General features: G+C 67.4%; 16 protein-coding genes and 1 pseudogene. 4 read left to right on the top strand and 13 right to left on the bottom strand.

What is annotated here, in order from left to right:
* Positions 1-204, top strand: a pseudogene (locus CCS01_RS33265) (IS701 family transposase); the annotation flags it as partial.
* Positions 205-652: 448 nt separating this feature from the next.
* The gene (locus CCS01_RS27645) at positions 653-1,924 is read left to right on the top strand and encodes an IS110 family RNA-guided transposase (RefSeq protein WP_104521993.1); all 1,272 of its coding nucleotides are present in this window, start codon (positions 653-655) and stop codon (positions 1,922-1,924) included.
* A gap of 343 nt (positions 1,925-2,267) precedes the next feature.
* On the opposite strand, the gene recN is transcribed toward CCS01_RS27645, so the two are convergent.
* From recN to CCS01_RS27620, 5 genes are all read right to left on the bottom strand, one after another.
* Positions 2,268-3,980: a DNA repair protein RecN gene (recN, locus tag CCS01_RS27640; RefSeq protein ID WP_104521992.1), complete on the bottom strand. Its 1,713-nt coding sequence runs from the start codon at positions 3,978-3,980 to the stop codon at positions 2,268-2,270.
* Positions 3,981-4,013: 33 nt separating this feature from the next.
* Positions 4,014-4,880 (bottom strand): outer membrane protein assembly factor BamD, encoded by an 867-nt coding sequence (locus CCS01_RS27635; protein ID WP_104521991.1) that lies wholly within the window; start codon positions 4,878-4,880, stop codon positions 4,014-4,016.
* Between the two features lie 65 nt (positions 4,881-4,945).
* Positions 4,946-5,896 (bottom strand): UDP-3-O-acyl-N-acetylglucosamine deacetylase, encoded by a 951-nt coding sequence (lpxC, locus tag CCS01_RS27630; RefSeq protein WP_104521990.1) that lies wholly within the window; start codon positions 5,894-5,896, stop codon positions 4,946-4,948.
* A 1,120-nt stretch (positions 5,897-7,016) separates the two neighbouring features.
* On the bottom strand, positions 7,017-7,712 hold the full coding sequence (locus CCS01_RS27625; RefSeq protein ID WP_239992421.1) for an RraA family protein: 696 nt from the start codon (positions 7,710-7,712) through the stop codon (positions 7,017-7,019).
* Between the two features lie 297 nt (positions 7,713-8,009).
* Positions 8,010-9,326 carry a TCR/Tet family MFS transporter gene (locus CCS01_RS27620; RefSeq protein ID WP_146101998.1) on the bottom strand — a complete coding sequence of 439 codons (1,317 nt, stop codon included), beginning with the start codon at positions 9,324-9,326 and terminating at the stop codon, positions 8,010-8,012.
* Positions 9,327-9,664: 338 nt separating this feature from the next.
* Between CCS01_RS27620 and cysK the strand changes: the two genes are divergently transcribed.
* The gene (gene cysK / locus CCS01_RS27615) at positions 9,665-10,642 is read left to right on the top strand and encodes a cysteine synthase A (RefSeq protein WP_104521987.1); all 978 of its coding nucleotides are present in this window, start codon (positions 9,665-9,667) and stop codon (positions 10,640-10,642) included.
* A gap of 522 nt (positions 10,643-11,164) precedes the next feature.
* Here the strand turns inward: cysK and CCS01_RS27610 are convergent.
* The 6 genes from CCS01_RS27610 to CCS01_RS27585 form a co-directional block, all read right to left on the bottom strand.
* A complete protein-coding gene (locus CCS01_RS27610; protein WP_104521986.1) occupies positions 11,165-11,413 on the bottom strand; it encodes a toxin-antitoxin system HicB family antitoxin in 249 nt (82 codons plus the stop codon).
* Positions 11,410-11,823, bottom strand: coding sequence for a PIN domain-containing protein (locus CCS01_RS27605; protein WP_239992420.1), 414 nt, complete (start codon positions 11,821-11,823; stop codon positions 11,410-11,412). Before CCS01_RS27605 ends, CCS01_RS27610 begins: the two co-directional genes overlap by 4 nt.
* Before the next feature lie 200 nt (positions 11,824-12,023).
* Positions 12,024-13,460 carry an amidase gene (locus CCS01_RS27600; protein WP_104521984.1) on the bottom strand — a complete coding sequence of 479 codons (1,437 nt, stop codon included), beginning with the start codon at positions 13,458-13,460 and terminating at the stop codon, positions 12,024-12,026.
* 26 nt (positions 13,461-13,486) lie between these two features.
* Complete coding sequence (locus tag CCS01_RS27595) at positions 13,487-15,163, bottom strand: M3 family oligoendopeptidase (protein ID WP_104521983.1); 1,677 nt, start codon at positions 15,161-15,163, stop codon at positions 13,487-13,489.
* Positions 15,164-15,167: 4 nt separating this feature from the next.
* A complete protein-coding gene (locus CCS01_RS27590; protein ID WP_104521982.1) occupies positions 15,168-16,943 on the bottom strand; it encodes an ABC transporter ATP-binding protein/permease in 1,776 nt (591 codons plus the stop codon).
* 7 nt (positions 16,944-16,950) lie between these two features.
* Positions 16,951-17,433, bottom strand: a complete 483-nt coding sequence (locus tag CCS01_RS27585; protein WP_104521981.1) for a DUF1499 domain-containing protein — start codon at positions 17,431-17,433, stop codon at positions 16,951-16,953.
* A 184-nt stretch (positions 17,434-17,617) separates the two neighbouring features.
* Between CCS01_RS27585 and CCS01_RS27580 the strand changes: the two genes are divergently transcribed.
* Positions 17,618-19,411, top strand: a complete 1,794-nt coding sequence (locus CCS01_RS27580; RefSeq protein ID WP_104521980.1) for an IlvD/Edd family dehydratase — start codon at positions 17,618-17,620, stop codon at positions 19,409-19,411.
* A 716-nt stretch (positions 19,412-20,127) separates the two neighbouring features.
* On the opposite strand, the gene CCS01_RS27575 is transcribed toward CCS01_RS27580, so the two are convergent.
* Complete coding sequence (locus tag CCS01_RS27575; protein WP_104521979.1) at positions 20,128-20,685, bottom strand: GNAT family N-acetyltransferase; 558 nt, start codon at positions 20,683-20,685, stop codon at positions 20,128-20,130.
* A 223-nt stretch (positions 20,686-20,908) separates the two neighbouring features.
* The gene (locus tag CCS01_RS27570) at positions 20,909-21,214 is read right to left on the bottom strand and encodes a DUF1330 domain-containing protein (protein WP_104521978.1); all 306 of its coding nucleotides are present in this window, start codon (positions 21,212-21,214) and stop codon (positions 20,909-20,911) included.
* Positions 21,215-21,370: the final 156 nt, after the last annotated feature.

Raw genomic sequence — 21,370 nt, 5'->3', positions numbered from 1 at the left:
AAACAGGAGCTCGGTCTTGGCGACTTCGAGGGCCGCAACTGGCGCGGCTTTCATCATCACGCCAGCCTGTGCATCGCAGCCTACGGCTTTCTGATCGCCGAGCGCTGTCTTTTCCCCCCTCAGCGGCACTTCATCCGCAGGCGGATCGAAACACCTGCGTTACCCGCAGGCTTCCAGCCCCGCGGCGCTGCCGGTGCGGCCTGAGCGGCATGTGCCGCACTCGATTGCCTCCATCCGCCGCCAGCTTGCCGTCCGGCTCGTCGCCGCGCTGCCCAGGTGTCCGTGCTGCCTGCAACAGCCCCGGGCAGTGAATGGGAAAATGACACAGTAAGACTATGCCCCAGCAAGGTCCGGTCTTCGTGGCCCTTGTGTCTTCGTTTTGTGCCATAGTTCGCCACCGGCCGGCGCGGCCGACCCGCCCTGCATGAAACTTGCGGGCGGGCGGAGCGGCGGACATAGGATAGACTGCGGGGGTCGTCGGCAAAGAGGTCGGTCTTTCCTTGGTGCCACAGAGCCCGTCCCATAGTTGGACCTGGGGAGCCTCGATCACCCCCACTGGAGCCACGGGGCAGCGATGCCCCCGGAGCACGTCCGTTAGAGTTCGTCTTTGTTGAGGCCCCCCACGCCGGCGGCACATGCGTGAGGAGAAGCCATGGACGTATTGTATCCGCGTTGCGCCGGTCTGGACGTGCACAAGGCCACCATCGTCGCCTGTGTTCGTATCATGGCCGGCGCCAAGACCACCCGGGCGTGTCGGACCTTCGAGACCTCGACGACCGGCTTGCAGGCCCTGCTGGCCTGGTTGACCGAGCAGGGCTGCACCCATGTGGCGATGGAGGCGACCGGGGTCTACTGGAAGCCGGTCTGGAACATCCTGAGCGATGGCGGCTTTGAGCTGATCGTGGCGAATGCCGCGCACATCAAAGCCGTCCCCGGCCGCAAGAGCGACGTCAACGACACCACCTGGATTGCCGACTTGCTGGCGTGCGGCCTGATCCGGGCGAGCTTCGTTCCGGCGCAAGAGTTCCAGGAGCTGCGTGCGCTGCTGCGCACCCGCACGCAGCTCACCCGCGAGCAGACCCGCCACAGCCAGCGGCTGCAGAAGACGCTGGAAGAGGCCAACATCAAGCTCGATTCGGCGATCAGCGACGTCATGGGGGTGAGCGGGCGGCGGATGGTCGAGGCGATCATCGCCGGCGAGACCAATCCCGTGGTGCTGGCCGCCCTGGCGGACCGCCGGATCAAGACACCGCGCGCGGAGCTGGTCGAGGCGCTGCGTGGCCGGGTGACCGAGCATCACCGCTTCATGCTGCGGCTGTATCTCGACCAACACGACCGTGTGGCCGAGGCGATCGCCACCATCGATGCCGAGATCGACACGGTGGTCGCGCACATGGACCACAAGGAGGTGGCCGGACAGGCCGCCTTTCGGGCGCTGATCCTGCTGCTGACCACCGTGCCGGGGGTCGGCCAGCTGGCCGCCACCATCATCCTGGCGGAAATCGGCACCGACATGAGCCGGTTCCCGACCGCCGGCCACCTGCTGTCCTGGGCCGGGTTCTGCCCGGGCCAGAACGAGAGCGCCGGCAAGCGTCGGTCCGCGAAGCTGCGCAAGGGGGCGCCCTGGCTCAAGGTGATCCTGGTGCAATGTGCCCGGGCCGCCAGCCGCACCAAAGGCAAGTACTACAAGGCGCAGTTCTGGCGGCTGTGCGCCAGGCACGGCAAGAAGAAGGCCGCCTGCGCCGTGGCCGCCTCGATGCTCACCGCCATCTACCACATGCTGAAAGACGGCACGGAACACCAAGACCTCGGCGCCGAGTACTTCGACCGCCGCCCGCCCGAGGCCAAAGCCAAGAAGCTGGTCGGCCAGTTGGCCAAGCTCGGCTTCGCGGTGGAACTCCGGCCCATCGCTGAGGCGGCATAGTTCATGCCCCACGTCCGCGCAGGCAGGGGAGTCCCAGGCCGTCGAAGACGGCGGCTGGGGCAAGCACGCCCCCCACCACCGGGTTAGTTTCCCGTTAGAAAACAGGCTGCCTCTGCTCCACGCCGATCGCGATTTCGAACCCATGAACACAGCACCTCGGGCTGACCGCGCTCGCGCCGTAGTACCAAGGTTGCAGGGATGACCCGGCCGCGTCTCATATCACCACTCCGGTCGTGCATCAGTCGGCGCTGAGGTGCCCGCTGCCTGGTCGCGCCGTTCGTGGTTGCCGGGGTGCGGTGTCTTCCGGCACCGCAGCTTGCCCAATCCTGCAATGGAACAAATGTCACACCAGCAGCCCCTGCGGCGGGCGCTGCACGCGCAGCAGGTCATCCGCGGCCGCCCGGGCGGCATCCGAAATCGTCTCGCCGGCCAGCATCCGGGCGATCTCCTCGCGCCGCTCACCGGCGCTCAGGCGATCCACCAGCGTGGCGGTGCGGTTACGCGCCGCCTGCTTGGCGACGCGCAGGTGTGCCGCCCCGCGGGCCGCGACCTGCGGGCTGTGAGTCACCACCAGCACCTGAACCCCCTCGGCCACACGCGCCAGACGCTCCCCCACCGCGGCGGCGGTCGCGCCACCGATGCCGGAATCGACCTCGTCAAATACCAGCGTCGGCACGGCCGAGCCGGCCGACAGCACCACCTTCATCGCCAGCATCAGCCGCGACAGCTCGCCGCCCGAGGCGACCCGCGCCAGCGGCCCCGGCTCCTGCCCCGGATTGGTGGCGATCAGGAAGCGTACCTGGTCCATGCCGGACGGCCCCCAGGAGCCCTCCGGCAAGCTGGTGACTTCGGCGACAAACCGCGCCTTGTCCAGCCGCAGCGGCGGCAGCTCCTTCGCAACGGCCTTTTCCAGCCGCCCCGCCGCGGCCGTCCGCGCGGCCGAAAGCCTTTCGGCGGCGGCGACGTAACCCACCCTGGCCTCCTGCGCCGCCTGTTCCAGCGCTGCGATCTCGGCTGCCCCGGTTTCCAGCGCGGCCAGCCGGGCGGCCAGCGTATCCAGCAGTTCCGGCAACTCGGCGACGGCGACTCCATGCTTGCGGGCGGCGGCGCGCAGGGCGAACAGCCGCTCCTCGGACTGCTCCAGCAGGCGCGGATCGACGTCGGCGTCGGCGGCCAGCCGGGTCAGCAGGGTTTCCGCCTCGGCCAGCGCCTCCTCGGCCCGTTCCAGCGCCGCCAGGGCCGGATCCGCCGGATTCGGCGCCTCCGGCTGGTTCTGCGGCGCCAGGCGCTGCAGCGACCGCGTCGCGGCGCGCAGCGACGCGGCGGGACCGGCATTGCGGCGGTCGCGCGGCGTCAGCTCAGAAAGGGCGGCGGCGATGGCCTCGGCGCGGCGTTCGTTCTGCTGCAGGCGCTGGCGTTCCCGCGCCAGGGTCTCTTCCTCGTCGACCCGCGGCGCCAGGGTGCCCAGTTCCTCGACGGCGTGGCGCAGCCATTCCTCGTCGCGTTCCGCCGCGGCGATCGCCTCCCGCGCCTGCGCCAGCTTCGCCTGGGCATCGCGCCAGGTGCGCCAGGCGTCGGCGACGCCCTGGCGCAGCGGCTCGGGCGTGCCGAACGCATCCAGCAGCCCGGCGTGCCGGGCCGGATCGGCCAGGCTCATCTGCTCGTGCTGCCCCTGCACCTCGACCAGCAGCGTGCCGATGCGGCGCAGCAGCGTCACCCCAACCGGATGATCGTTCACGAACGCCCGGGAACGGCCGTCCCGGGTGACGATCCGGCGCAGCACGATCTCGTCCTCGACAGGCAACCCGTGCTCATCCAGGACAGCTTCCACCGCGTGATCCTCGGGCGGCGAGAAGCACGCGGTCACCGAGGCTTGCTCGGTCGCCGCCCGCACCAGCCCGGCGTCGGCGCGGGCACCGATGGCCAGGCCCAGGCTGTCGAGCAGGATGGACTTGCCGGCGCCGGTTTCGCCCGTCAGCACGGTCAACCCGCTGCCGAAGCTCAGGTCGAGCCGTTCGATCAGCACGACGTCCCGGATCGAAAGCGCGGTCAGCATGCCGCGCGGCTCAGCCTGTTGACCGGGCGACGCTCAGAACACCGCATGCCAGGCGCGGGAGAAGAAACCCGGGCTGGATACTGGCTTGGGCATTTTGGCGCCGGGCCCTGCCACACCATCGTCAACAAGTTGGGTATAACTGTCGTCATACCAGACGCTTCCCGGATAGTTATAGCCAAGCACCGCGGCTGTCTTACGCGCCTCGTCCTTCAGGCCGAGGGCGAGGTAGATCTCGGTCAGCCGGGCCAGGGCCTCGGGAACATGGTTGGTGGTCTGGTAATCGTCAACGACACGCTGGAAGCGGCCGATGGCGGCCGTGTAGAGGTGCTGCCTCTGGTAGAAGCGGCCGATTTCCATCTCCTTGCCGGCGAGGTGATCGAAGCACAGGTCGATCTTCAGCTTGGCATCGCGTGCATAGGCGCTGTCAGGGAAGCGGTTCGCCACCTCGCGCAGAGAGCTCATTGCCAGCTCGGTGCCGCGCTGGTCGCGCTGGATGTCGGCAATCTGCTCGTAGTAGCAGAGCGCCCGCAGGTAGTAGGCATAGGCGATATCGCGATGCGCCGGATGCAGCTGGATGAAGCGGTCCAGCGTGCCGATGGCGTCGGTGTACTTGTTCTGCAGGTACGACGTATAGGCCGACATCAACTGGGCGTTCACCGCCCAGGAGGAATAGGGATAATTCTGCTCCAGCGATGCGAACTGGTCGTTGGCCGTGGAGAAGCGGCGGGCGTTCAGGGCATCGACGCCGTTGTTGTACAGCGTTTCGACCGGAGGGACCGGCCCCTGCTTGGCGGACTCGTCAGACGAGCCGCTGCAGGCGGACAGCAACGGCAGCAGGGCAAGCGAGAAGGCGGCAAGGGCGCGGGCGGCGCGGTAGGTCATGGGGCAGCTCTTGGTCATTGCCGTGCCTATATCACGACGCCCGCCGCCCCGCATACAGGCGCGGTGGAACGAATCCGCCGCGATCAGGCCGCCACCGAGACCAGCGGCTCGGTGGTGATCGAACGCCAGGCGCCGATGTCGGCAAACAAAGCCTTCAGCAGGCGGTTGTTCAGGTCATGGCCGGTGCGGTGGGCAACGAACCGGCCGTGCAGCGGGCCGCCTGCCAGGGCGAGATCGCCGACGGCGTCCAGCATCTTGTGGTTGGCAAATTCGCTTTCCATCCGCAGGCCGCCGATGTTCAGGACCCGCCCGCCATCCACTACAATGGCGTTGTCGAGGCTGCCGCCGCGGGCCAGGCCGGCGGCGCGAAGCTGCTCGACCTCCTCGGCCTGGGCGAAGGTGCGGGCGGACGCCAACTCGTGGCGGAAGCTCTCCGGCGTCAGCCGCAGCGAACAGGATTGCCGGCCAATGGCGGAGGCGGCGAAGTCGATCGACAGATCCATCTCCAGCACCGGCTGGGCGGAGCGGAAGGCGGGGCCGAGCGGGCGCAGTTCGGCCCAGGCGTCACCGGCGGTCACGCGGATGGTCTTGCGGACCTCGATCACACGGCGGGAGGCGTCAAGCTCCCGCACCCCGGCGCAGTCGAGCAGGAACAGGAACGGTGCGGCAGACCCGTCGAGAATCGGCACTTCCGGGCCGTCGATCTCGACGACCGCGTTGTCGATGCCGGCGCCGGCGAGGGCAGCCATCACGTGCTCGATCGTGCCGATCCGCGCCGAGGGCATGCCGGGATCGGCGACCGAGGTGCACAGGCGGGTGTCGCAGACGTTGTCGAACCGGGCCTCGATGTCGCGGCCGAGGTCGGTGCGGCGGAAGACGATACCGTGGTCCGCCTCGGCGGGACGGAAGGTGAGGTTCACCCGCCGGCCGGTGTGCACGCCGACGCCGACGCAACCGATCGCGGCTTTCAAGGTGCGCTGCTCCCACCTTGGTGCGGTCGTTTGCTCGAAGTTCAGTCTGACGAAGCCGTCCATCCGCTGCGTTCCATATGATCGTGGCGAAAATGCCCCGTGCCAAAATGCTCGATAACCGGTTCCGTTCCCGGCGCCGAGTCAATCATTGTTGCCTCCTGTAACGCCACAACCCATTGCTTTTGAAGCTTTTGATGCATTGCGTTACATGGGCAGGCCAACGATCGGCAACATATGTTCCGCAGACTGATGGCAACACCGTGGCATTTTGGCCGGTTGCGAGTGTGTCAGTTCGATGAAGGCGATGCGCGTCCAGAGCCAGATCCGTTCACGTTCGGCCGTCAGCCTTGGAGGGGGAGCTACAGCCGTGTGTAACAAGATGTGATCGGTTTCGGCATGCCGGCGCGCCGCCGGGACGCGACTGTCACCTTACGGCGCGCTTCGCGACTCCGGTCACCCCGATCGCATGCAAATGGTTTGGAGCAAAACAGCCGCTCCGATTGTCGCATCGACGCTTCGACCGTCATGGTGGGCGCAGGCCCCAGCGGCGTTGAGAGCCTGTTTGATCGAATTGGGCTTTGAGTTCCGGAGGGCTTGCTGTCTGGCTGGAAACTGGCACCGCGGTTGTGGCCTTCCTGGTCCGGCTTGGCCGTGGTCGGGGATGGTGCGTCTCTGGTGGGGACAGCGCGGTTGATGGCGTATTTCTGTTCGCACGGAGAATAACGGAGGGCCTTGGAGGGCCGCGGAGCGTCAGGGGGATGTCGCGCAGGCTGGTGCGGTGTTGCCGTCGTGGCGGGTAGCGTCGCCGGTCCACCCGTGTGGCGATGCCGGGCGACTCATGGTGCGGCGGTGCCGGTTGTCATGCGCTTCGCGCTTAGCGCCCAAACGTCTTCCCTGTGGCCCTCCGCGACCCTCGGCTTTCCTCTGTGGTTACATGTCAGGACGATCCACCCGCACGCCCGCCGCCAATGACCCTCAATCAGCCGAAACGCAGACATAGCCTGTCCTTGCCGCCGGCGTTCAAATCATCGGCCGCTTCCACAAGAGGAATTCAGTCAAACAGGCTCTGAAATCCGGGCACAGGCGGCGCGGCTGCTCCCCGTCATGGCGGTGCTGCGGTCGCCATGACGGGGAGAGAACAGTGCGCCGACTCCGGCGGATCAATTATTTCGCCTCAAAGCTCTCAATGGATCTCGCCCGCCCGCTTCAGTGCCTCGCGCAGTTTCGCCGGGGTGAAACCCGGGGCGCGGCAGACATCCAGGATGACCTTCTCGCGCCGCGACACCAGGTCGATCGCCGCCGGCAGCTTGCGCACCGCGTCGGCCGGCACCACCACCGCGCCGTGGTAGTCGGCGTGAATCACGTCGTCGTGGCCCACCTGCATGCCGAAAATGTTCACCGGCCTGCCGAAGTCCACCATGTGGACGTGCGCGTGGCTCGGGCCGACGCGGCCGCCGATCATCTGGAAGCCGGGCGCCCACATCTCCATGTCGCGGAACGAGCCATTGGTGACGCAGCCCAGGCAGCCGAGCGCCTTGTGGATGTTGGACTGCACCTCGCCCCAGTAGGCGCCGTAGCCGATGCGGTCGTCGATGTCCTGGATGATGGCGATGGTGGGGAAATCGGTCCGCGCGACGTAGTCATACCAGTCAGCCCGGTCCACGACCTTGCCGCGCGGCGGCTCCTTGGCGCGGATGATGCCGACGCGGGCGACGCCGACGATCGGCTTGGCTTTCGGGTCGATGCAAAACATCGGCTCCACGGTGAAGCCGATGGCGCGCCGCTCCGGCACAATGATTTCCAACCCGTTGCAGATGGTGGGTGTGTCCCACTGCGCCAGAGCGTCGAGATCGGCCTGGGTGAAGGGGCGTTCGGCCACGGCATTTCCTCCCTGTTGTCGGAACCGGCGGCATACTCGCCCCGGCCAGGAGGTTGCGGCAAGATGCGGGCATGAACAGGCCCGCAACCGGGGGCTGCCGCCGGCATTGCCTGAAGCCGCCGTCGACCCGGGCGCCGAGGCAATCACCATGAATTGCGGCTTCCGTCGGATCCTCCCCCAGGACCGTCTGCCGCGTCCGGCCCCCGTTCGCAGGCCTGATCCGGCTGGGCCGCTGTCTCCGCCCGGAAATACCGCCGGGCGGCGGCCGGGGCTACCGCTTCGGCGGCCGCAGTCCCGTCAGTCTCCGCCTGCCCCCTTGGCACCAGGCAGCAGTGCAGTGCCGCTCCCCGGGCGCGCCAGTGCCGCCGGCGGCCGGATGCCTGTCACCGTCCAGAAGGCGAGGCAATAGGCCAGGGCCGACACCACGAACGGCGCGCCCGGAAGCATGATCAGCGCCGACGAGCCGGTGAAATGCGCGAACACCGTGCTGGCCACCAGCGGCGAGACGATCGCCATCAGCCCCTGTATCGACGACAGCGCCCCCTGCGTCTCTCCCTGCCGATCGGCCGGGACCGAGGCGGAAACCAGGCCCTGCACGGCCGGATTGGTGATCGAGCCGCCGGCCTGCACGACGATGCCCAGCAGCACGACCCAGCCGACGGGCGCGAGCGCGATCAGCAGATAAGCGCAAGTCGTCAGCGAGGTGCCGATCAGGGCGGCCCGGCGCTCGCCCAGGACGGGAATCAGGCGGCGCACCACCAGCCCCTGCATCACCGCGGATCCCACGCCGGCGAGTGCCAGCGCCAGGCCATTGTCCTGCGTGTCCCAGCCGAAGCGGACCTGGTTGGCCAGCACGAAGGTGGTCTGCAGCGCACCCATTGCGAACCAGGTGCAGCCCCAGGCGATGGTCAGGCGGGCCAGGTCGCGGCTGCCCATCACCACGCGCAGGGAGCCAAGCGGATTGGCCCGCCGCCAGTCGAAGGCCCGCCGACGCTCCGGCGGCAGGCTCTCCGGCAGCACGAACAAGCCGTAGAGGACATTGCAGCCGGCCAGCACCGCCGAGACGATGAACGGCAGCCGCAGGCCATATGCGCCCAGCACGCCGCCCAGCGCCGGGCCGAGGATGAAGCCGATGCCGAACATGGCGCCGATCAGCCCGAACCGGCCGGCGCGCTGCTGCGGCGGCGTTACGTCGGCAATGTAGGCCGAGGCGGTGGCGGCACTCGCGGCCGTGGCGCCGGCGATCAGTCGCCCGAGGAACAGCCAGGCCAGCGATGGCGCCCATGCCAGCAGCAGGTAATTGATGCCGACCCCGGCCAGCGACAGCAACAGGACTGGGCGACGGCCGAACCGGTCGCTGAGTCCCCCCAGGATCGGGGCGCAGGCGAACTGCATGATGGCGAAGCCCGCCAGCATCAGGCCGACCCAGAGCGCGGCGCCGGACGCGCCCTGCCCCGACAGTTCCAGCACCAGCGAAGGCACGATCGGCACCACGAGGCCAAAGCTCAGGGCGTCGATGACCAGGCTGATCAGGACGAACCCGATCGCCGGCTGCCGCTGCGGCATTGCGGTCAGGCCCTCGCGGTGGCGGGACGGGGGACGCTTCGGCGCCAATCGCCGGGCATCACGATCCGGTTGACAGGGAAGATGCGACAGGCGGCGCCACTGGCGGTTAAAGTGGTCATGACGTTCCAATTAGGTTGTGGTTCGGCAGCCGGGAAGCCCATCACGTCGCGTGGGTTGATGCGCATCCCGTTGGCCGTGCCAGGGCGGGACAAGCAGAGGGATGCTGCGCATTCCCTGCATATGCAATGAAAATTCCAGGATCGGGCCACCTTGGAAAAAGATTTCCCCACAAACCCGTGTGTCTTGCCAGACGAGAAAAATTTTGCCTTCTATACGCCGATACACGCCGCGGAGCGGGATGCTCCTGCCACGAAAAGGTCATCGCCATGGCAACTGAACACAAGCCCCTCGTCTTCGATCGCCCATTGCGCGGTCGGATTTATGACAGCATTGCCGAAACCATCGGCAACACGCCGCTGGTGCGCATTCCGAAGATCCTGGCCGAGGAGGGCATCACCGCCGACGTCGTGCTGAAGCTGGAGTTCTTCAACCCGCTGAGCAGCGTGAAGGACCGCATCGGCGTCAACATGATCCTGGCGCTGGAGGAATCCGGCCAACTAAAGCCCGGCGGCACGATCGTCGAGCCGACTTCCGGCAACACCGGCATCGGCCTGGCATTCGTGGCGGCGGCGCGCGGCTACCGGCTGATCCTGACCATGCCGGAGTCGGTGTCGCTCGAGCGGCGCAAGATCCTCGCCTATCTCGGCGCCGACCTGGAGCTGACGCCGCGCGACAAGGGCATGAACGGCGCCGTGGCGCGGGCGAAGGAGATCCTGGCGGACACGCCCGGCGCGGTCATGGCCAACCAGTTCGGCAGCCCGGCCAACCCGGAGATCCACGCGAAGACCACCGCCGAGGAAATCTGGTACGACACCAGGGGCGAGGTGGATGCCGTCATCTCCGGCATCGGCACCGGCGGCACGCTGACCGGCGTGGCCAAGGCGCTGAAGCCGCGGCGGCTGGGGCTGAAGATGATCGCGGTGGAGCCGACCGCCAGTGCGGTGCTGTCCGGCGGCAAGCCGGGGCCTCACCCGATCCAGGGCATCGGTGCCGGCTTCATCCCGGAGGTGCTGGACACCGAGGAAATCGACGAGATCATCCAGGTCGGCAACGAGGAAACCCTGGCGGCCTCGCGCCGGTTGGCGCGGACCGAGGGTATCCCGGCCGGTATCTCCGCCGGTGCGGCACTGACCGCGGCGCTGCAGGTGGGGAAGCGGCCGGACTACGCCGGCAAGCGGATCGTCGTGATCATCCCGTCGTTTGCCGAGCGGTATATCTCGACGGTGCTGTTTGAGGGGCTGTAGGCGGCAGCGGAGCGGGCGATCAGGCCGACGGGACCCCGTTCGGCCAGCCTGTCGTCGCCCTTTCCGCGCCCGGCCAGTGAGGGCCTATAGTCGGCCTATGACCGAGCCTGCCCCTCTTCCCGAACACGTCGAGACCGAGGCCGAGCGGCAATCGCGCCTTGCCGGGGAAGCCGAGGCATCACCAAGGCGCGGGCTTCGATCGCTGCCGGACTTTATGTCGATGCTGACGACATCGATGCGTGGATCGACAGCATTGGCACCGATCACGAACTGCCGCCGCCGCCCACGCGCCATCGTTGATCGGGTGGCGTGTCGCGCCGGCTGATCCACGCCCCTCCGGCGCGCGATGACCTCGCCACCGCACGGCGCTGGCTGACACAACCCGGATCGGGGCTGCCGGCGTGGCGGAGGCTGGCGGCGATCCAGGCCGACATCCGACCGCTTCAACAGAACCTTTGTCGTATTGCTTCACGCAGCCACGCCGAAACCAGCGCAGTTGCAGGTGCGCCAGCGGAACGTGCGTCAGCAGATCGTGTCGCCAGGCCGTGGCGGTTCGCCGCCCCTGCGCTCCATCAGCCGATCGAACGCCGCCATGTCGGCACGCTCCCGGCGCTCGGCGAAGAAGCGTGCCGTATCCATGGCCGCCAGCTTTTCGGCAACCGCCGTGGCCACGAACTGATTGACACTGATCCCGTCGGCCTTCGCGCGCCTTTCAACCTCGGCCTTGACCGAACGTGGCAGGCGCAATGGATAGGTGCTTGAGTTTTTCATAGCTTTATCCTTCGCATTGCTTCAGCGGGCGCCAGCACCTCAATACCAAATCGAGCAGGGACTTCGCCGAAGTCTCGCTGGTTGAATGTAACGATCGCGGTAGCCCGGCCATTGACCGCGGCTTCGAGAACAAGCTCGTCGCCCGGGTCGCGAAGTTGCGGCCGCCACAAGAAATGCGTCTCGACCGGTTCAACCATCGCCAGCACAGCGTCGATGAAGACATTGGCATCATGGCGGTCGATACCGGCTGCCAGAATGTGCTCGGCCATTTGACAGGTCGCTTCATACTCCAGGGCAAGTGCGACATTGGCCAGAGGCGTGATCTCGCCGCGGCGAGTCATACGCAGCAGCTCGGCGGAAGCTCCGGCCGGACTGTGCATGGCGGCAACGACGACATTGGTATCAAGCACGCATCTCACATCACATATAATGTCATATCACAGGCAATGCTACAATGATAAAGTGCGGCACACATACACACTGTGATCCAGGTTACGGCGCCGATCGGCGTGTCAGCCGTTGAAATGATGGTTCGGGCTACCCGCCGCCGGTATTTCCCTGTCGACACATGTGAAGGTCACCAAACAGCGGCACACCACGACAGAATGCTTCACCAGCCTGGCGGCGGCCTGAACCCCATCCACGCCTGTTCCAGCAGCGCCGCCACCGCAATCGTCGTCCGGTCGCCATGGATCGGCCCGGCGATCTGCACCCCCAGCGGCAGGCCCGCCTTGGTGAACCCCATCGGCGCGACCGTCCCCGGCAGATGGTAGCCGGCGGTCAGCCCCGGCCAGAACAGCAGGTCGTTGTAAGCGATCTCCTGCCCCTCGATGGTGATCCGCCGCTCCCAGGTGTTGCCGTCCTGCCGGTGCGGCAGCGCCGCGCAGCCCAGCGCCGGGCACAGCAGCACATCCCAGTCCCTGAAGAACGCCGTCCAGGCCCGGCGCCACTGGCAGCGCCGCTCGTTCAGCGCGAGCCAGGCGCGATGCTCGATGCCGACGGTCCGCAGCATGATGTCATCGGCGCTGTTGGCGGAATCCGGCAGGGTCGCGCAAAGCTTGCGCCGCTTCGCGATGACGTCGTCCGGGACCCGGATGCTCCAGGCCGCATCCAGCAGGCGCAGATACAGGTTGTAGGCTTCGGTGGGATCGAATGGCGGACGCGCCGTGCGACTGATGGTCACCCCTTCCCGCTCCAGCCCGTCGGCCAGGGCATGCAGCGCCACCACCGTCTCGGCGTCCGTCGCCTGGCCGGGTTGCTCCGCCCAGACCGCCACGCGCAGGTCCTTCAGCCCGGTGAAGCGCGGTGCCGGCAGGGTCAGCGTCAGCCCGCTCTCGTCCGGATCGGGGCCGGCCAGCACATCCAGCGCCACCGCCAGGTCCGACGCCGAGCGTGCCATCGGGCCGGACACGGCGATATCGGTGCCGGCGGCGGAACTCAGCGCCGGATCGCCATAGTTCGGCACCAGGGCGTGGGTCGGCTTGTGTCCGAACACGCCGCAGAAATGCGCCGGCACGCGGATCGAGCCGCCGATGTCACTGCCAATCTCCAGCGCGGTCAGCCCGGCGGCCAGCGCCGCAGCCGAACCGCCGGAGGAACCGCCTGGCGTGTGGTCCACATTCCACGGGTTCGACGTCGTGCCGTACACCGGGTTGTAGCTCTGCCAGTCGGCCAGATCGACCGGCACGTTGGTCTTGCCGACTATCACCGCGCCCGCCGCCTCCAGCCGCCGCACCGCAATGGTGGACATGCCAGCCAGCCGGGATTTCAGCTCCTCATGGCCGCGGGTCGAGGGCAGGCCGGCGACGTCGAAGCTCTCCTTCACCGTCATCGGCACGCCGAACAGCGGCGCCGACTTGTCCGCCTGCGAGTCCAGCGCGCGGGCACGGGTCCGGGCGCGCTCGAAGTCGCGCACCACGACGGCGTTGATGCGGCCGTCCAGCCGCTCGACCCGGGCGATGTAATGGTCCAGCAGTTCCAGCGCGCCCAGCTTGCGGCGGCGAACCAGGTCGGACAGGGCAGTGGCAGGCAGAAACGTGGGGTCCATGGCAACCGTCCTTTCCGTAGGGGCGGCTACAGGCCCAGTACCGCCTCGGCCTCCCGCACCACATCGGCGAGGGCACCCTCGGCGAAAGGTGAAACCAGTCCGGCCGAGCGGACAAGATCCTGGAACGGCGCCGACCCGCCGCGGCCGCACAACTTCACGTAGGTTTCCAGTGCCGCCGGGTAGTCGTGCCGTGATTTCACCCAGAACTGCATCGCGCAGCACTGCGCCAGCGTGTAGTCGATGTAGTAGAATGGCGAGCCGTAGATATGCGGCTTCGCCTGCCAACGCCCGCCCTTCCGCAGAAACGCGATGTCGCCGTAGTCCGACCACGGCATGTAGAGCTTCTCCAGCCGCTGCCACATCGCATGCCGCTCGGCCGGCGAGGCGTCGGGGTTGGCATACACCTCGTGCTGGAAGTGATCGACGCAGACTCCGTACGGCAGGAAGCTCAGCGCGCCAATCAGGTGCATGCGCCGGAACCGGTCCGCCGCGTCCTCGCCCACCAACCGGCCGATGCCGGGGAAGGTGAGGAATTCCAGGCTCATGGAGTGGATCTCCGCCGCCTCCATCGTCGGCCAGAGATAATCGACGCCGGGTTGCTCGCGGCTTTCCCAGTTCTGGAAGGCGTGGCCCATTTCGTGCGTAAACACGCCGATGTCGGCGTTGGTGCCGTTGAAGTTGGCGAAGATGTAGGGCACGCCCACCGACGGGAACGAGGTGCAGAAGCCGCCGCCGGCCTTGCCGGGACGGTTGCGCAGGTCCATGAAATCGCCTTGCCGCATGATCCGGTAGAATCCGGCCAGCCGCGGGTCCATGCCGTCGAACATTGCCTGCGCCTGCTCAACCAGCACGTCGTGGTCGCCGATGGGCTTCGGGTTGCCGGCGGGGTCGATCAGTGCCTCGTCCCAGAAGCGCAGCCGGTCCCAGCCGTTGGTCGCGCGCCGCGCCTCCAGCAGGCGGCCGACGAGCGGCACCACGTGCTGCACGACCTGCTCGCGGTAGCGGGCGACGTCATCGGGACCGTAATCGACCCGGCGCAGCAGGCGGTAGCCGAGCGGCGTGAACGTCGGCAGGCCCAGCTTGCGAGCCATCCCGTGCCGCAGGCGCACCAACTGGTCGTACAGGTCGTCCAGTTCGGCGGCGTTGGCCTCGAAGAAGCCCCAGCGCACGGTCTCGGCCTGGTAGCGGGTCTGCCGGTCCGGATCCTCCAGATGCGGCCCGATGCCGGCCAGGTTCAGCGTCTGGCCGGCGAAATGCAGCTCCGCCGAGGCCAGCAATTCAGTGTAGCGGGCGCCGAGACGGGCCTCCTCCTCCAGGTCCGGCTTGATCGCCGGATCGAAGGTTGTGACATCCGTCTCCCACAGCCGCAGCGCATGCGCGCCGGCGATCGCCGCCAGCCCCGGCTGGTCCGCATCAGCCAGCAGGCGGCGCTTCAGGGCGATCTCGAACTCCGCCGCCTCGGGCGCCAGGGAGTCGGCATAGTCGCGATCCGCCTTGGCGGTCGCGTCCGTGGTGTCCTGGGCGAAGCGCAGATGCACCAAAGCCGACCAGGTGTCGTAGTGGCGCCGCAGCCTGTCCCAGTCCGCCAGCGCGGCGGTCCGGTCGCCGCGGTCGAGCGCGGCATTGATGCCGGCATAGGCCTCGGCCAGCCCCGCCTTCGTCGGCTTCGGCTCGCTGATGTCGGAAAAGTGCAGCGCGTCCATTGCCTCAGTCCCCCACAGCCGGTTCCACGGTCTGCGTCACCAGCACGCCCGGCTTGCCCCGCTCGCGCTGGAAGTTCAGCCGCTCCTTGTGGAACGCGGCCACCGACGGGCGGTGCGCAATGGAGATCAGCGTCGCGTTCGGCAGGCGCTGCTTCAGTACGCGATAGAGCTCCGCCTCGGCGTCGGGGTCCAGGCTGGCGGTGGCCTCGTCCATGAAGATCCAGTCCGGCTTCGCCAGCAGAGCGCGGGCGAGGGCGACCCGCTGCTGCTCGCCGCCCGACAGGCGGGCCGGCCAGTTGTCGTCATGCTCCAGCCGGTCCACCAGGTGCGGCAGGCCGGCATCGGTCAGGGCCTGGGCCAACTGTTCGGCGCTGAAGGCCTCGACCGGGTTGGGATAGGTGACCACGTGGCGCAGCGTGCCCAATGGGATGTACGGCCGTTGCGGCAGGAAGAACGAGTTGGGCGGGATCTGCACCAGGCCCTTGCCGAACGGCCAGATGCCGGCCAGCACCCGGAACAGCGTCGACTTGCCGGTCCCGGTACGGCCGGTGATGACGATGGAGTGGCCTGCGGTCAGCGTCAGGTCCGCGCCCTCCAGCAGTTTGGTGCCGTCGGGCAGGTTCATGCTGACGTCGCGGATGCGCACCGTGCCGGCCGGCGCCTGGGTGACAGTGAAGCCGCCGGTGGCCTCCGCCCGCGCCCTGACAATAGCCCGGTCGAATGTCGCCAGACGTTCGATGATGGCGCGCCACTGCGCCAGCGACGCGTACGAGTCGACAAACCACGACATCGACCCCTGCACCGAGCCGAAGGCGCCGACGGTCTGCATCAGGCCACCCAGCTGCAGAGCGCCAGAGAAATAGCGCGGCGCCGCGACCACCACCGGGAAGACGATGGCGACCTGGTTATAGCCGTTGGTCAGCGAGTTCAGCAGCTTGGTCCGCGTCATGATCTGTCGCCAGTTGGCGACGACCGCGCCGAAGCGCTCGCGCAGGGTGACGCTTTCCTCATGCTCGCCGCGGTACAGCGCGATGCCTTCCATGTTCTCGCGCACGCGCACCAGGGCGTAGCGGAAATCCGCCTCCACCCGCTGCTGCCGGAAGCTCAGCAGCGCCAGCGGGCGGCCGACGAGGTGGGTCAGCCAGGTGCCGACCACGGCATAGGCAAGGGCGACCCAGACCATGTAGCCCGGGATGTGGACACCGAACAGCTCGACCGGGCCGGACAGGGTCCACAGGATGACGACGAAGCTGAACAGCGAGACGATGTTCGACAGCAGGCCCAGGCTGAGCGACAGGGTGGTGTCGGTGAAGTCGCGCAGGTCCTCGGAGATACGCTGGTCGGGGTTGTCGGTACCGATGGCAGCGCGATCGACGGTCAGGCTGATGTGGTAATAGGCGCGGTCAGCCAACCATTCCGCCAGGAACTCCCGCGTCATCCAGCGGCGCCAGCGGATCTGCAGCAACTGGTTCAGGTAGACTGAGTACACCGCCAGGATGATGTAGACGCCCGCCAGTTCGCAGAAGCCCGGCATCAGGCCGCTGGGGGTCGAGCGATAGACGAACAGCAGTTGCAGGAACGCGGCCGCGTCCTTCACCTGCAAGGCGTTGTAGAACTCGCGCCGCCAGTAGCTCAGGATCACGCTGACCCCGACGATCGTGAGGTTCATGGCAATGATCACCGCCAGCAGCCCGCGCGCGGACCACTTCTCCTCGGACGTCATGAAATAGGGGCGGGTGAGACGCCAGGCGTCTTTCAGAAAGGGACCGAGACCTCGCATAAACGGGTTATCTCTCGCTGGAAGGGGGGAGTTTCTTGTCCAGGGCGTCGAGCCAGGTTTCAGCGCGCTTGCGGTTCACGCCAAGGTCGCCTCGGCCATAGACACTACGGGAATAGAGTATCAGGTCGCTGGAGCCGGGGGAGTCGGCGCGGACCTGGACCATGACAAGATCGGGAAAATTGAACACCGCGCTGCGGGCAACGTAGTGCGCCTGGCGCTGCTCGGGATACAGCGCGGCCTGGTAGGTCCTGGGCTGGTCCGCCGCCACTTCCCGCACCAAAGCGAACAGCCGATCGGCTGGCACGTGATAGACCGGGGTCACGATGTCGGGCGCCGGGGTGAACCCGGCAGGTGCCGCCAGGGCGGTGTTCGGCGTAGCGGGACGGACGATGTGCGCGACGTCCATCACCGGTGGCGTGGGCAACCCTTCCGCCGCAGGAAAGCCGCAGGCGGGCAGGACAAGGCTGATCAGCCAGGCGAGAGGGTTCATGCGGCGTAGGCGCCCATCATCCTGTTGGTGATGCCCGGAAATTAGGCAGGCGGCAAGCCATTTGCGGTTACGACTCGGTCATGTTCCCCTGGCATGTTCCACCGCCAATCGGCAACGCCCGGATGGGCCGCTTGACCCGGCCCGGCCACCCGCACAGTGTTCGCGCCATCAGGAGGAAGCAACCATGGCCAGTCACAACGGCAGCGGCGACAAGCGCCTCAGATCCCGCCGGTGGTTCGATGATCCGACCGATCCGGCGATGACCGCGCTGTATCTCGAGCGCTATATGAACTACGGCATCACGCCCGAGGAACTGCGCGGCGGCAAGCCGATCATCGGCATCGCGCAGACCGGGTCGGACCTGTCGCCGTGCAACCGGCATCACCTGGAACTCGCCAGCCGCATCCGCGACGGCATCCGTGACGCCGGCGGCGTGCCGCTGGAATTCCCGATGCACCCGATCCAGGAAACCGGCAAGCGGCCGACCGCGGCACTGGACCGCAACCTGGCGTACCTGGGGCTGGTGGAGGTGCTGCACGGCTATCCGCTGGATGGCGTGGTGCTGACCACCGGCTGCGACAAGACAACGCCGGCCTGCCTGATGGGCGCGGCGACGGTGAACATCCCCGCCATCGTGCTGTCGGGCGGTCCGATGCTGGACGGCTGGTGGCAGGGCCGCCTGTCCGGCTCCGGCACCATTGTCTGGGAGGGACGCAAGCTCTACGCCGAGGGCAAGATCGACTACGAGCAGTTCATGAAGATGGTGTCGTCGTCGGCGCCGTCGGCCGGGCACTGCAACACCATGGGCACGGCGACGTCGATGAACGCGCTGGCCGAGGCATTGGGCATGTCGCTGCCCGGTTGCGCCGCCATCCCGGCGCCGTACCGGGAGCGAGGCTGGATGGCGTACGAGACCGGCAAGCGCATCGTCGGCATGGTGCACGAGAACCTGCGCCCGTCCGATATCATGACGAAGCAGGCGTTCGAGAACGCAGTCGTCGCGGCGGCGGCATTGGGCGCCTCGTCGAACTGCCCGATCCACATGATCGCCACCGCCCGGCACATGGGGGTGGAGCATACGCTGGACGACTGGCAGCGCCTGGGGCCGGAGATCCCGCTGCTGGTCGACCTGCAGCCCGCCGGCCGGTTCCTGGGCGAGAAGTTCCATCGCGCAGGCGGCGTGCCCGCGGTGATGAAGGAACTGCTGGCCGCCGGCAAGCTGCACGGTGACGTCATGACGGTCACCGGCCGCACGCTGGCGGAGAACCTGGCGGAGGTGCCGGACGGCGATCGCGAGGTGATCCGCGCCTATGACGCGCCGCTGATGCCGGCGGCCGGCTACGTGGTGATGTCGGGCAACCTGTTCGACAGCGCGGTGATGAAGACCAGCGTCATCGACAAGGAATTCCGGGAGCGGTTCCTGTCCAACCCGGAGCGGCCGAACGTGTTCGAAGGCAAGGCGATCGTGTTCGACGGGCCCGAGGACTACCACCACCGTATCGAGGATCCCGGCCTGGGCGTCGAGGAGCAGTCGGTGCTGATCATCCGCAACTGCGGCCCCGTCGGCTATCCCGGCAGTGCCGAGGTGGTGAACATGCAGCCGCCGGCAGCGCTGCTGAAGCGCGGGATCAGCGCCTTGCCGACAATGGGGGACGGGCGGCAGTCGGGGACGTCAGGCTCACCGTCGATCCTGAACGTTTCGCCGGAGGCGGCGGTCGGCGGCGGCCTGGCGATCCTGAAGACCGGGGACCGGATCAGGATCGATCTCAATCGCCGCAGCGTCGACGTGCTGCTGCCGGAAGGCGAGCTGGAGGCGCGGAAAGCGGCATGGCAGGCGCCGAAGCTGAACAGCATGACGCCGTGGGAGGAGATCTACCGGTCGATGGTCGGGCAACTGGGCAGCGGCGCCTGCCTGGAGCCGGCGACGCTGTTCCTGAATGTCATCGAGACGCGGGGGGAGAGCCGGAACAACCACTGAGGGCGAGGTATTGCCGCTCGGGATAAGCGGACTGGCGAAGCAAGGCCGTCTCTCTATCGTCATGGCCGGGCGCGGTACCCCGCCCCCTCGTCATGGCGGCCGCAGGGCCGCCATCCACGCCTTACGGTGCTGATCGCAGCAAAAGGCGTGGATGGTGGGCCCCCGCCCACCATGACGTGGTGGGAACGACTGTGCCTCATGCCGCACTACAGCAGACCGCAGGTTAGTTGGGACGCAGACGGCCTGTCTTCATCGTCATGGCCCGGCTTGTCCGGGCCACCTGTCGCGGCACACGTGCTGGAATAGGTGGCCCGGACGAGCCCTACGCAATGCACACATCCTGGAAACGAGTCGGAAATGACCGTAAAATCAAGTGCTTGCCTGGGCGCCAAGAGCGTTCCCCCATCGTCATGGCCCGGCTCGTCCGGGCCACCTGTCGCGGCACACGTGCTGGAATAGGTGGCCCGGACAAGCCGGGCCATGACGAAAGGGAAACGCAGCGGCGGACCGTTTCCGAGATGTGTGCATCCCGTAGGGACAAGCCGGGCCATGACGAGTGAGGTGCGCCGTCGCCGTGTCTCAACCAACCCGCGGTCTGCTGTAGGTTAGCGCCTATGCGGACACGCCCGGCCATGACACCAGCGCAATCATCATGCGTGCTTCTGCGTGATCCGCAATGAACCCGGCTCGCTACGTCGCTGTCACCCGGCGCACGATCATACCCGCAGCGCTGGCGGGATCGGCATATTCAGGCTATCCGGGATGTTCCACAGTTCCTTCGCCCGCCGGATCACATGAAATCCCGCCCGCAAATAGGTCGGCAAAGCCCGCGGATGATCGGCCGTGCAGGTATTCACCGTCATCCCCTTCGCCCCGGCCTGCCACACCTCGTCGACCGCGCGGCGCAGGAACGCATGGCCGATGCCGGTGCCGATCGCATGCGGCATCAGGCCAAAGTAGCTCAGGTTGATGTCGGTCCAGGTGCGGGCATCCAGCTCGAAGAACCCAGCCGGTTCGCCCTTGGCGTACAGCACGAAGATCGTCACCGCGCGATGCCGCAGCAGGTACGCCAGATCCTCGTCCGAGGTGGTGCGCCGCAGCCACCACAGGTAGTCGTTTCCAACGGTATTATACAGGTAGCGGTAAAACCCGACGGTCGGCGTTTCCACGCGCACGACCTGCACGCCAGGCGGAAGCGACGGTGCAGGGTCCTTCGGCGCCCGGTCCATTCTTAAGAACGTCACCGTGACGGCGACCCGTGTAACCGACCCCATCTGGCAGCCCCTGGTTGAAATCCGACCATAGCCGTAAGGTCATACAGTGACAAACCGCATCTTCGGCGCGGCGCATGGCGTCCCGCCGGCCAGGTGGGCGGCGATCATCATCCTGTTCCGCCGGTGCTTTTTCCGGCTGCGAGCACGCGGCGCCAGGTCCCGCGGCCGGCCGGGCGACGACACGGCACCGCGTGTTCTGAACGGTTCGTGAAGAGGCCGGCGCCTAACCCGGCTGCGGTCCGTCATACCCCTCGATGATCAGCAGGTCCGCCACCGACCGCCCTTCCCGCAAGGTCCGCGCCGCGGCGTATTCCGGAGAGCGGTAGCAGGCCAGCGCCGTGTCGTAGTCCTTGAACTCCAGGACGACGTTGCGCGACCGGGGCGTGCCCTCGGGCGCCTCGGACCGGCCGCCACGGACGACGAAGCGGGCATCGTACTTGCGGAAGGCAGTCGCGTTGGCGGCGACGTACTCCTGGTAGCCCACCGGATCGGAGACATCGACCCGCGCGATCCAATACCCTTTTGGCATGCTGTGGTTTCCCCCTCTGCGTTCTGCGGCGGCCCACACATCCATGGGTCCGTCCGCGAATAACCGCGGCACCGGCCCCTTAACGTCATGGTGGGCGCGGGCCCGCCATCCACGCCTTTGCCGCGATCAGCACCGCAAGGCGTGGGCGGTCCGCCT

It is taken from the genome of Rhodopila globiformis (assembly GCF_002937115.1).
In the GTDB taxonomy this organism is placed as follows: Bacteria; Pseudomonadota; Alphaproteobacteria; order Acetobacterales; family Acetobacteraceae; genus Rhodopila; species Rhodopila globiformis.
The sequence above is the reverse complement of the archived record's forward strand: the minus strand, read 5'-3'. Positions and strand labels throughout refer to the sequence as shown.

What these genes read in the sequence shown, in the direction of transcription:
- CCS01_RS27645 (WP_104521993.1), top strand. Translation starts at nt 653, where the DNA reads ATGGACGTATTGTATCCGCGTTGCGCCGGTCTGGACGTGCACAAGGCC.
- recN (WP_104521992.1), bottom strand. Translation starts at nt 3,980, where the DNA reads ATGCTGACCGCGCTTTCGATCCGGGACGTCGTGCTGATCGAACGGCTC.
- CCS01_RS27635 (WP_104521991.1), bottom strand. Translation starts at nt 4,880, where the DNA reads ATGACCAAGAGCTGCCCCATGACCTACCGCGCCGCCCGCGCCCTTGCC.
- lpxC (WP_104521990.1), bottom strand. Translation starts at nt 5,896, where the DNA reads ATGGACGGCTTCGTCAGACTGAACTTCGAGCAAACGACCGCACCAAGG.
- cysK (WP_104521987.1), top strand. Translation starts at nt 9,665, where the DNA reads ATGGCAACTGAACACAAGCCCCTCGTCTTCGATCGCCCATTGCGCGGT.
- CCS01_RS27610 (WP_104521986.1), bottom strand. Translation starts at nt 11,413, where the DNA reads ATGAAAAACTCAAGCACCTATCCATTGCGCCTGCCACGTTCGGTCAAG.
- CCS01_RS27600 (WP_104521984.1), bottom strand. Translation starts at nt 13,460, where the DNA reads ATGGACCCCACGTTTCTGCCTGCCACTGCCCTGTCCGACCTGGTTCGC.
- CCS01_RS27595 (WP_104521983.1), bottom strand. Translation starts at nt 15,163, where the DNA reads ATGGACGCGCTGCACTTTTCCGACATCAGCGAGCCGAAGCCGACGAAG.
- CCS01_RS27590 (WP_104521982.1), bottom strand. Translation starts at nt 16,943, where the DNA reads ATGCGAGGTCTCGGTCCCTTTCTGAAAGACGCCTGGCGTCTCACCCGC.
- CCS01_RS27585 (WP_104521981.1), bottom strand. Translation starts at nt 17,433, where the DNA reads ATGAACCCTCTCGCCTGGCTGATCAGCCTTGTCCTGCCCGCCTGCGGC.
- CCS01_RS27580 (WP_104521980.1), top strand. Translation starts at nt 17,618, where the DNA reads ATGGCCAGTCACAACGGCAGCGGCGACAAGCGCCTCAGATCCCGCCGG.
- CCS01_RS27575 (WP_104521979.1), bottom strand. Translation starts at nt 20,685, where the DNA reads ATGGGGTCGGTTACACGGGTCGCCGTCACGGTGACGTTCTTAAGAATG.
- CCS01_RS27570 (WP_104521978.1), bottom strand. Translation starts at nt 21,214, where the DNA reads ATGCCAAAAGGGTATTGGATCGCGCGGGTCGATGTCTCCGATCCGGTG.